Raw genomic sequence first — 10,101 nt, forward strand, 5'->3', positions numbered from 1 at the left:
TCGGTAGACTGATCGGGACGACTGGCGAGGGTGGGGCACCACCGGGAAGTCACACGTCGGGACGCATCGCCCGCCTGGGTGCCCCGCAGCGTGACCGACCCGACCCCGCAAGGAGCCCACCATGGCTGTCGAAGTGTCCACCCCCGGCCCCACGCAGGACGTCCGGCCGGTGCGCCGCGCCCTGATCTCGGTGTTCGACAAGGCAGGGCTGGACGACCTCGTCCGCGGCCTCCACGAGGCCGGGGTCGCCCTGGTCTCCACCGGTGGGTCGGCCGCCCTCATCGAGTCGCTCGGCCTGCCCGTCACCAAGGTCGAGGAGCTCACCGGTTTCCCCGAGTGCCTCGAGGGCCGGGTCAAGACGCTGCACCCGCTCGTGCACGCCGGCATCCTCGCCGACACCCGCAAGCCCGACCACGTCGCCCAGCTCGCCGAGCTCGGTGTCGAGGCCTTCGACCTCGTCGTCGTCAACCTCTACCCGTTCGCCGACACGGTGGCGTCGGGGGCCGCGGCTGACCAGATCGTCGAGAACATCGACATCGGCGGCCCCTCGATGGTGCGCGCCGCGGCCAAGAACCACCCCAGCGTCGCCGTGGTCACCGACCCGTCGACCTACGGTGACGTGCTGGATGCCGTGCGCGGCGGCGGGTTCACGTTCGCCCAGCGTCAGCGCCTCGCGGCCCAGGCGTTCGTGCACACCGCGACCTACGACGTGGCAGTCGCGTCGTGGATGGGCAATGCCTACACCGACACCTCGGAGGGAACCGGCTTCCCGGCCTGGGCCGGCGCGACGTGGGACAAGGCGGCGGTGCTGCGCTACGGCGAGAACCCGCACCAGCGGGCGGCCCTCTACACCAACGGTTTCCAGCCCCAGCCCGGCCTCGCGCAGGCGACCCAGCTGCACGGCAAGGAGATGTCGTACAACAACTACATCGACGCCGACGCCGCGGTCCGAGCCGCCTACGACCATGGCGACCAGCCCACGGTGGCCGTGATCAAGCACGCCAACCCCTGCGGCATCGCTGTCGGCACCGACATCGCCGATGCCCACCGCAAGGCCCACGAGTGTGACCCGGTCTCGGCGTTCGGCGGCATCATCGCCACCAACCGCCCCGTGACCGTCGAGATGGCCCGCACCGTCGCCGACATCTTCACCGAGGTCGTCGTCGCCCCCGGGTTCGACGACGATGCCCTCGAGGTGCTCACGGCGAAGAAGAACGTCCGCCTCCTGCGGTGCGCGGCCCCCGGCCGCGGTGGCGTCGAGACGCGCCCCATCAGCGGTGGGCTGCTCATGCAGCAGCGCGACGGCGTCGACGCCGTGGTCCGCGGCGACGACGACACGGTCAGCGGCGGCGACGACGTCGTGAACTGGCGCCTGGTCTCCGGCGACCCGGCCGACGACGCGACCCTGGCAGACCTCCAGTTCGCCTGGCGGGCGGTGCGCGCGGTGAAGTCCAACGCCATCCTGCTCGCCCGCGGCGGTGGCTCGGTCGGCATCGGCATGGGCCAGGTCAACCGGGTCGACTCCTGCCACCTCGCCGTCTCCCGCGCCGGTGAGGACCGCGCGCGAGGTGCCGTCGCGGCATCCGACGCGTTCTTCCCGTTCGCCGACGGGCTCCAGGTGCTGCTCGACGCCGGCGTGCGCGCCGTCGTCGCCCCCGGTGGGTCGATGCGCGACGCAGAGGTGATCGAGGCTGCTCAGGCCGCCGGCGTGACCATGTACTTCACCGGGACGCGGCACTTCGCCCACTGAGGCACTGGGCGTCCCTGCGGCGACCTATCGGTCGATCGGGGGGACGGGCGCGGCGCATCGGGGTCAGCGGGTGGCGGCGTGCCGGGGGGTGGTGTCCGGCACGCGCCGCGGGCGCAGCCGGTGCACGAGCCACTCGAGCGGACCGGTGCCCCACCAGCGGTCCAGGGCCCAGCAGGCACCGACCACGACGACGAGGCTCGAGCCGAGGATCCACCACGCGTCGTCCGGGGCGCCGTCACGCAGGACCGACAGCAGCGCGAGCCAGAGGATCTGCACGGTGTAGGCCGTCAGGGCCAGCCGTCCAGTCGCCAGCACCGGCTCGAGCACCCGGCGCAGCGAGAACCGTTCCGCAAGGGCGAGCATGATGAACGACGCCACCACGCTGCCCGTCGCCAGGAGGGTGGCCCCGATGACCTCGGCGGTGGTGCCGCTGTACGCGGCCGAGCCGGATGCCGTCCCCGCGCCGAGACGGTAGGCCGCCAGGCTCGTTGCGAAGAGCGCCCCCGCCACGACCCAGGCCTGCGGCAGGTGCGTCACCTGGTGCAGGACCGCCGCCAGGGCCAGCCCTCCGAGTGCCATGGGCAGCAGGGTGGCCAGCCGGTAGGCGTCACCCGTGGCCACCCACCCCATGAGGTCGTCCAGCCACCCCGGCCACGTCGCGATGTTCTCGTTCGCGGCGAGTCGGGCCCGGTCGACGACCACCGGTGCCACGACGGCGAGGCCAACCGCGAGACCCACGGTGAGCACCGGCATCCGGCGCAGCAGCAGGGCCAGCGGTGCCAGCACGATGACGAGCACGCCGAGGTGGGGCAACACGATGATGACCTGGTCGTACAGCCGCTGCAGCAGGATGCCGAGCAGGATGAGGATGAGGCCGCGCTGGAGGTTGTCGCCGAGGAACCGGTCGGGGTGGGGGGAGCGGTCGCGCAGGTGGATGCCCATCGACGTGCCGATGATGACGGCGAAGAGCGGCGCCGTGAGGTACTCCGTGATGGTGGCAGGGCCGCCGACCGGGCTGAGGTGCGCGACGAGCATCGACACGACGGCCAGGCCGCGAGCGGCATCCAGCCCGTCGAGGCGGGTGCGGCGCCCGTGGTGGCCGGCCGCCGGGATGGTCACGGAGACGCGCATGGGCGAAGTCTGCCGGTCGAGAGGAGGCAACACGCCGTCTGCACCATGATGCAGACGGCGTGTTGCCTCCTCTCGACGAGGTGGGTCAGGTCGTCGGGGGGCGGTACCCCGTCGGCTCACCCGAGCCCAGGTCGACGATCGCCGCGACCGGGCCGCCACCCTCAGGGCCCTGGTGCGCGGCCGACACCGACACGAACACCGCCGGGTCACCCGTCACCGAGGCGGTGACGCCACCGACGCACGACTTGATCTGGCGGTGCCAGTGCACGTCGGAGTCGTCGAGCATCGCGTTGCGGCGACCGGCGACCTGGCCGTCGAGGCTGGCCTCGCACTTGAGGAAGACGTTGACCAGGCGGCCCTCGAGGTCGCTGCGGTGCGGGCGCTCGGGGAGGTCGAGGCCGGCATCCTTGATCGCCGCCCAGATGCCGTCCTGGTCGAGGGCGTCGTTCATCACCGAGTGGCCGATGCGGTAGCGACCGCCGACACCGCGCGCGTTGCCGACGACGACGACCTGCGCCTGGTCGAGCTCGACGCCCGAGGAGCACGAGGCGACCGAGGAGAACAGCTCGCGGTTGTGCATGACGTCGGCATCGGTCGGCATCTCGATCTCGCCGAGGGCGACGGCGATGCCGAGCGCGGTGCAGCCGTTGGACAGGTCCATCGACTCGTGGGTGTGCTCGGTCCAGACCTGCTTGCCGCGGGCCTTCGCGTCACGGATGGTGTGGATGGTCAGCAGCGGGGTCTTGGTCTGCACGTAGTGCACGTCGGCCGGGTCGGTGATGCCGGCGCGCTCCATGGCGACCTTCACGGCATCCGCGACCTTGGAGACCATCGAGGTGTACCCGATCTCCTCGGGCAGCAGGTGCTCGGACATCGCGAACCCGACGGTCAGGCGCGGCTCGTCGGTCTGCTCGGCCTTGTCGGCGGGCACGGTCGCGAAGATGGTCGCGTGGGGGCTGATCACGCCGTCGGTGCCGCCCGACCACACGATCGGGATCTCCTTGACGGCGGCCGGGTCGGCACCCTTCTCGACGAGGATCTCGCGGAAGGCGCGGTCGGCGATGATGCGGGTGTAGTCGTTGACCCCGCCGTTGCCCTCGGTCTTGCCGATGACCGCGATGACGCGGCTGGCCTCGAACACGCCCTCGTCGATGAGCTTGCCCAGCTCGGAGGCGTCGGACACGGTGTGCAGCGGGACCTTGCGGACCTCGATGGCGTCAGGCACGGTGCGGGTTCCTTTCGTGGATGCCGGGGGGCGGCTCGGTGGGTCTGGTGCGGTTGGTGGTCAGTCGGGGTCGACGACGGTGCCGAAGCTGCCCTCGACGGCGTCGGTGATGTGGGTGAGGGACGTGATGACGCTGCGCGGCCCGCCGCCGGCGACGAAGCGGATGGCGGCGTCCACCTTGGGGCCCATCGACCCCGACGCGAACTGGCCGTCGGCGGCGTGGGCCCGAAGCTGCGAGACCGTGACGCGGCCGAGGTCGCGCTGGGTGGGCGTGCCCCAGTCGACGGCGGCGTGGTCGACGTCGGTGGCGATGACGAGGACGTCGGCGCCGATGGTGCGGGCGAGCAGGGCCGCGGTGAGGTCCTTGTCGATGACGGCCTCGACGCCGCGCAGCCGACCGGCGGCGTCGCGCACGACGGGGATGCCGCCGCCGCCAGCCGCGACGACGACGTGGCCGGCCTCGAGCAGGGTGAGCAGGGCCGGGACGTCGAGCACCTCGAGGGGTTCGGGGGAGGCGACGACGCGGCGCCAGCCTTTCTCGCCGCGGTCCTGCCAGACCTGGCCGTGGTCGATCATCGGCTGGGCCTGCGCGTGGCTGAGGTAGCGACCGATGGGCTTCGTGGGGTGGGTGAACCCGGGGTCGTCACGGTCGACGAGGGTGCGGGTGACGATGGCTGCGACCGGGCGGCGAGTGCCAGTGGCGGCCAGGGCGTCGTCGAGGGCGTCGAGGATCGTGAAGCCGAGGGTGCCCTGGGTCTGGGCGCCGCACCAGTCGAGCGGCACCGGCGGGACGACGTGCGCGGCGAGCTCGTTCTTGACCAGCAGGTTGCCCACCTGGGGGCCGTTGCCGTGGGTGATGACGAGCTCGTGACCGGCGGCGACGAGACGGGCTGCCGCGGTCATCGCGACCTCCACCGCAGCGATCTGGGCTGCCGGGGTCGCGCTGCCGTCGGGCGCGGTCATGGCGTTGCCGCCCAGCGCGAGAACTACCCGCATGGCACGCCCTCCTTGGCTGGCTCTGCTCGTGGTTCCGGGGGGTCCCGGGGTCTCGACACTAGAAGCCGCCGCAGAGGCAGGCGTTGTCAGGACCTGCCCAATGGGGCTCCATCGGTTGGCAAGTTGTTGCGCCCCCTCTCGGCGATGAGTGCGGAAGTGGCTGCCCCGGCAACCACTTCCGCACTCACGGCGATGGATGAGGGATGCTGTGCGGCATGACTGCTCGCCGTGCTGCTGACCGCACCTGGCTCGTCGCGCTCGCGGCCTCGCTCTGGGGTCTGTCGGCCCTGTGGCGGGGCCCGCTCGCCAAGGAGTACCCGGCCCTGGCCATCGTCTTCTGGGAGCACCTCGTCCTCGTCGTGCTCGTCAGCCCGTGGATCGTGCCGGCCGTGCGCCGGGTCCTCGCCGCCAGCACGCGCACCAAGGTGAGCGTGCTCGTCATCGGCGCGGGCTCCTCGGCCCTCGCCACGACGTTGTTCACCGCGGCGTTCCGGCTCGGCGACCCCATCACGCCGCAGGTGCTGCAGAAGCTCCAGCCGCTCATCGCCATCGCCCTCGCAGCGCTGGTGCTGGGGGAGCGGCTGCGCCGCAGCTACGCCGTCTTCGCCCTGCCGGCCATCCTCGGTGCGTGGCTGCTGGCCTTCGCCGACCCGATGGGCGTCAGCGTGTCCAGTGCCCAGGCTGCCGCCCTGGCCGTCGGCGCCGCCGCCCTCTGGGCCGCCGGCACCGTGCTCGGCCGGGCCGCCAGTGCCGAGCTGCGCTTCTCCGACCTCACCGCGCTGCGCTTCACCGTCGGCCTGGTGACCCTGCTCGCCATCAGCGGTGTCACGTCGACCCCGCTCGCCATCGGGGTCGACGCGGCGCCGCGGATCCTCCTGCTCGCCCTGTTCCCCGGTCTGCTGGCGCTGGTTCTCTACTACCGCGCGCTCGGACACACCCCCGCCTCGCGGGCGACCCTGGCCGAACTCGCCTTCCCGCTCACTGCGGCCGTCGTCGGCATCGTGGCCTTCGACGCGAGCCTCACCGGGTCGCAGTGGGTCGGCTTCGCGCTCGTCCTGGCCTCCGTCGTCGGCCTCGCACTGCACGAGCAGCGCAGCAGCCGCCCGTCCGTCGCGGTGCCCGACGACGCCCGGGAGGCGCTCACCGCCGCCCGCTGACCGGCATCCGGATGCGCGGCTACAGGGCGCGCCAGCGGGCGTGGCGGGCCTGGAGCCGGGTCTCCGGTGGGAGGGCGACGAGGTCGCCGAGCTCGTGCCGGATCGCCTGCGCCATCCGGCGGCAGTAGGCCTCGGGCTCCTGGGCGGCGTCCGGGTGCTCGGCGACGATGCGGTCGACGATGCCGGCCTCGAGCAGGTCGAGTGAGCGCACCCGTTGCTGCGTCGCGAGCTCCGGGGCGCGATCGGGCGTGCGGTGCAGGATCGCCGAGGCGCCCTCGGGTGGCAGCGGCGAGAGCCACGAGTGCTGGGCGCACACGACGCGGTCGGCGGGCATGAGCGCCAGCGCCCCACCGCCGGTGCCCTGCCCGAGCAGCACGCACACCGTCGGCACCGGGAGCACGACGAGCTCGGCCAGGCAGCGGGCGATCTCACCGGCCATGCCACCCTCCTCGGCCTCCTTCGACAGCGCCGCACCGGCGGTGTCGATGACGCTGACGAGCGGCAGCCCGAGCTCGGTCGCGAGCTTCATGCCGCGCCGGGCCACCCGCAGACCCGAGGGGCCGAGCGGCGCCTCCGCCCGCTCGGCGCGGCGGTCCTGCCCGAGGACGACACACGGCATCCCCCCGAAGCGCGCCAGCGCGAGGAAGAGGCTGCGGTCCCACTCACCGGCGCCCGTGCCGAACAGCGGCAGCACGTCGGTCGCGCCGAGCTTGAGCAGGGCGCGCACCCCCGGGCGCTCGGGGTCACGCGAGCGGGTGACCGACTCCCACGCGGGCAGGTCGGGCAGCGGCTCGCGCGGCACCGCGGGCACGGGCTCGGTGTCGTGCGGTGCGAGCACGAGGTCGAGGAACCGACCCGCGATCGGAGGGAGCGCCTCGACGGGCAGCACGGCGTCGAGCAGCCCGTGCTCGTACAGGTTCTCGGCGGTCTGCACGTCGGCCGGGAACGGCTCACCGTAGAGGGCCTCGTAGACCCGGGCGCCGAGGAAGCCGATCGTCGCGCCCGGCTCGGCGACCGTGACGTGGCCGAGTGACCCCCACGAGGCGAGCACCCCGCCGGTCGTGGGGTGGCGCAGGTAGGTGATGTACGGCAGCTGCGCCGCCTTGAACGCGGCCACCGCGCCCGAGATCTTCACCATCGTCACGAACGCCGGGGTGCCCTCCTGCATGCGTGTCCCGCCGGATGCCGGGGCGGCGAACAGCGGGACCCGCTCGCGGGTGGCCCGCTCGAACGCGAGCGTCACCCGCTCGGCCGCCGCGCGCCCGATCGAGCCGGCGAGGAAGGTGAACTCACCGACGATCACGGCGACCCGGTGCCCGTGGATGCGCCCTTCACCGGTGATGATCGACTCGTCCGTGCCGGCCCGCTCAGCGGCTGCTGCGAGCTCGGCGGCGTAGGTGCTTCCGGGTGGGGCAACCTCGAGCGGGGCCTGGTCCCACGAGACGAACGAGCCCTCGTCGAGCACCTCGGCCAGCAGCTCGTGGGCGCCGGGGCGGCGCGGGCGCTCGCTCACTGCGCGTCCTTCTCGTCCAACCAGGCGCGCACGCGCTCGTTGTGCTCACCGAGCCGTGGCGGGTGCAGGTGTTCGCTGCGCCCGCCCGCGAAGGTGTTGTCGTCGAACCGGATCGGCGGCCCGGGGATCTCGATCTGCCCGAGCACCGGGTGCTCGACGTCGATGACGAGGCCTTGGCTGCGGGTCTGGTCCCAGTCGTAGACGCGGTCGAGGGTCCGCACCTCGCCCGCGGGGATGCCGAGCTCGGCCAGGCGCTCCATGAGGGTCGCGTGGGGAAGGTCGGCGAACGCCGCGTTGAGGGTCTCGATGACGAGCTCGCGGTTGCCGACGCGCTCGCGGTTGGTGGCGAAGCCGGGGGCGAACGGGTCGAGGCCGAAACCCTCGGCGAGCTTGACCCACAGGCCCTCGCTGCCGCAGGCGAGCTGGATCATGCCGTCGGCGCAGGTGAACAGGCCGTACGGGCAGATCGACGGGTGGTGGTTTCCCCCGGCCGCCCCGACCTCACCGGCCACCGTGTAGCGGGTGCCCTGGAAGGCGTGCACCCCGACGATCGAGGCGAGCAGCGAGGTGCGCACGACCCTGCCCTTGCCGGTGCGGTTGCGCTCGTGCAGGGCCGAGACCACCCCGTAGGCGCCGTACATGCCGGCGAGCAGGTCGCCGATCGGCACCCCGACGCGCTGCGGGTGCTCGGGGTCGGCGCCCGTGAGGGACATCAGCCCGCCCTCGCCCTGCGCGATCTGGTCGTAGCCGGCGCGGCCACCCTGCGGGCCGTCGTGCCCGAAACCGCTGATCGAGAGCAGCACAAGGCCGGGGTTGAGCTCGTGGAGGCGCTCGACGCTGAAGCCGAGCCGGTCGAGCACCCCGGGACGGAAGTTCTCGAGCAGCACGTCGGCGTGGGTCACCAGGCGGGCGAGCGTCTCGCGGCCGTCGTCGGTCTTCAGGTCGAGGGTCACCGACTCCTTGTTGCGGTTGCACGACAGGAAGTACGTCGACACCGGCTCGTCGTCGGGCCCGACGAAGGGTGGCCCCCAGCCGCGGGACTCGTCCCCGCCACCGGGGTTCTCGACCTTGATGACCCGAGCCCCCATGTCGCCGAGCATCATCGCGCAGTGTGGCCCGGCCAGTGCTCGGGTGAGGTCGATGACGACGACGTCGTCGAGGGGTCCGGCCACGGTGGCTCCTGGCGTCGCTGGAAGGAGAGGGGGATGCCGTCAACCTAGCCACGCGGCATCCGGCGTCGTTCGGCAGGGCGGGCCGTCATTGGCCGTGAATGGCTGTCAGGTTGTGCCAGCGGGATCGTCCGTGACGTGGCGGGTCATGAACTCCCAGGCCACGGCGTGCGCGATGGCGACGAGCAGGATGAGCATCGTCGCCTCGGCCTGGAGCGGGGTCAGGCCCACCGTGCGGGCGAGCTCGGGTGCGACGCCGACGACCGCGATCACCGCGTAGAGCACGGCGCTGGCCCACCACAGCCGGGCGAAGATCCCGGCATCCGGGTCATTGCGCCCGGCCCGCAGCAGCCGCACGGTCCCGAGGGCACCGACGGCAGCGATGACGACGAAGCTCGCTCGCCAGAACAGCGGGACCTCGGTGCCGCCGACCTGGGCGAACAACCCCATCAGGGCGGGCAGCAGGAACGACAGGTAGACGGCTCCGACGCGGCGGCGGGTGGCCGGGTCACGCAGCCAGGGGCGGTTGCGCTCGACGACGGTCCACCAGAGGCCGACGAGGGTGAAGCACGTCGCGGAGAACAGCGCGTAGAAGGTGCTGACGTCCACGGAGGCCTCCTCGTCGGGGTCTGCCCGTCAGTCTGCCGGTCAGTAGGCCGTGCGGTCGAGCCTGGCCCGCCAGGCGTCGAACGGCTCCTCAGATCGTGCCGTCGGGTGGTGATCGCGCCGCAGCGGCCACGCCCCCGAGTCGGGCGCGGCATCGAACAGGGCGTGGAAGGCGGCGTCGTCGAACCCTGCGGCGGCCGCGGCGTGCCGGTCCGCGGCAAAGACCACCGCATCGAGGCGAGCCCACAACGACGAGGCGAGGCAGAGCGGGCACGGCTCGCACGAGGCGTAGATCGTGGCGCCCACGAGGGCGAAGTCGCCGACCTGCCGACAGGCGTTCCTGATGGCCACGACCTCGGCGTGGGCAGTGGGGTCGAGGTCCGCGGTGACCCGGTTGGCGCCCTCGCCGATGACCACCCCGTCGCGCACGACCACGGCGCCGAAGGGCCCGCCGTCGAGGCCGACGTTCTCCACGGCCAGGTCAACGGCGCGGTCCAACCAGATCTGACCATCGCTCATGCCGGGATCGTCTCATCCGCGCCCTCGGGACAGGC

Annotated in this window: 9 protein-coding genes and 1 riboswitch; of the genes, 2 read left to right on the forward strand and 7 right to left on the reverse strand. The window is 72.6% G+C overall.

Annotation, left to right across the window (positions count from 1 at the left end; all coding sequences use genetic code 11):
* The first annotated feature begins 7 nt into the window (after positions 1–7).
* Positions 8–87, forward strand: a riboswitch (ZMP/ZTP riboswitch).
* Between the two features lie 34 nt (positions 88–121).
* Positions 122–1,750, forward strand: a complete 1,629-nt coding sequence (purH, locus tag PLL68_RS10015) for a bifunctional phosphoribosylaminoimidazolecarboxamide formyltransferase/IMP cyclohydrolase (protein ID WP_324533669.1) — start codon at positions 122–124, stop codon at positions 1,748–1,750.
* 63 nt (positions 1,751–1,813) lie between these two features.
* Here purH and PLL68_RS10020 read toward each other — a convergent pair whose 3' ends face one another.
* The 3 genes from PLL68_RS10020 to PLL68_RS10030 all read right to left on the reverse strand — a co-directional run bounded on the left by PLL68_RS10020 (position 1,814) and on the right by PLL68_RS10030 (position 5,102).
* Positions 1,814–2,881, reverse strand: a complete 1,068-nt coding sequence (locus PLL68_RS10020) for a DUF418 domain-containing protein (protein WP_324533671.1) — start codon at positions 2,879–2,881, stop codon at positions 1,814–1,816.
* Between the two features lie 85 nt (positions 2,882–2,966).
* Positions 2,967–4,106, reverse strand: a complete 1,140-nt coding sequence (gene bar / locus PLL68_RS10025) for a barbiturase (protein ID WP_324533673.1) — start codon at positions 4,104–4,106, stop codon at positions 2,967–2,969.
* A 60-nt stretch (positions 4,107–4,166) separates the two neighbouring features.
* The gene (locus PLL68_RS10030; RefSeq protein ID WP_324533675.1) at positions 4,167–5,102 is read right to left on the reverse strand and encodes a carbamate kinase; all 936 of its coding nucleotides are present in this window, start codon (positions 5,100–5,102) and stop codon (positions 4,167–4,169) included.
* A gap of 215 nt (positions 5,103–5,317) precedes the next feature.
* Between PLL68_RS10030 and PLL68_RS10035 the strand changes: the two genes are divergently transcribed.
* Complete coding sequence (locus PLL68_RS10035) at positions 5,318–6,259, forward strand: DMT family transporter (protein ID WP_324533677.1); 942 nt, start codon at positions 5,318–5,320, stop codon at positions 6,257–6,259.
* Between the two features lie 19 nt (positions 6,260–6,278).
* Here the strand turns inward: PLL68_RS10035 and PLL68_RS10040 are convergent, their stop codons facing one another.
* The 4 genes from PLL68_RS10040 to PLL68_RS10055 form a co-directional block, all read right to left on the reverse strand.
* Positions 6,279–7,772 carry a carboxyl transferase domain-containing protein gene (locus tag PLL68_RS10040; RefSeq protein WP_324533679.1) on the reverse strand — a complete coding sequence of 498 codons (1,494 nt, stop codon included), beginning with the start codon at positions 7,770–7,772 and terminating at the stop codon, positions 6,279–6,281.
* A complete protein-coding gene (locus tag PLL68_RS10045; RefSeq protein ID WP_324533680.1) occupies positions 7,769–8,944 on the reverse strand; it encodes a CaiB/BaiF CoA transferase family protein in 1,176 nt (391 codons plus the stop codon). The genes PLL68_RS10040 and PLL68_RS10045 overlap by 4 nt, the downstream gene beginning before the upstream one ends.
* A 105-nt stretch (positions 8,945–9,049) precedes the next feature.
* Positions 9,050–9,550, reverse strand: a complete 501-nt coding sequence (locus PLL68_RS10050; protein WP_324533682.1) for a hypothetical protein — start codon at positions 9,548–9,550, stop codon at positions 9,050–9,052.
* Between the two features lie 39 nt (positions 9,551–9,589).
* Positions 9,590–10,066, reverse strand: a complete 477-nt coding sequence (locus PLL68_RS10055) for a nucleoside deaminase (RefSeq protein WP_324533684.1) — start codon at positions 10,064–10,066, stop codon at positions 9,590–9,592.
* Positions 10,067–10,101 lie beyond the last annotated feature (35 nt).

This window comes from Ornithinibacter sp., assembly GCF_035443565.1.
Classification (GTDB): domain Bacteria; phylum Actinomycetota; class Actinomycetes; order Actinomycetales; family Dermatophilaceae; genus Fodinibacter.

What these genes read in the sequence shown, in the direction of transcription:
- purH (WP_324533669.1), top strand. Translation starts at nt 122, where the DNA reads ATGGCTGTCGAAGTGTCCACCCCCGGCCCCACGCAGGACGTCCGGCCG.
- PLL68_RS10020 (WP_324533671.1), bottom strand. Translation starts at nt 2,881, where the DNA reads ATGCGCGTCTCCGTGACCATCCCGGCGGCCGGCCACCACGGGCGCCGC.
- PLL68_RS10030 (WP_324533675.1), bottom strand. Translation starts at nt 5,102, where the DNA reads ATGCGGGTAGTTCTCGCGCTGGGCGGCAACGCCATGACCGCGCCCGAC.
- PLL68_RS10035 (WP_324533677.1), top strand. Translation starts at nt 5,318, where the DNA reads ATGACTGCTCGCCGTGCTGCTGACCGCACCTGGCTCGTCGCGCTCGCG.
- PLL68_RS10055 (WP_324533684.1), bottom strand. Translation starts at nt 10,066, where the DNA reads ATGAGCGATGGTCAGATCTGGTTGGACCGCGCCGTTGACCTGGCCGTG.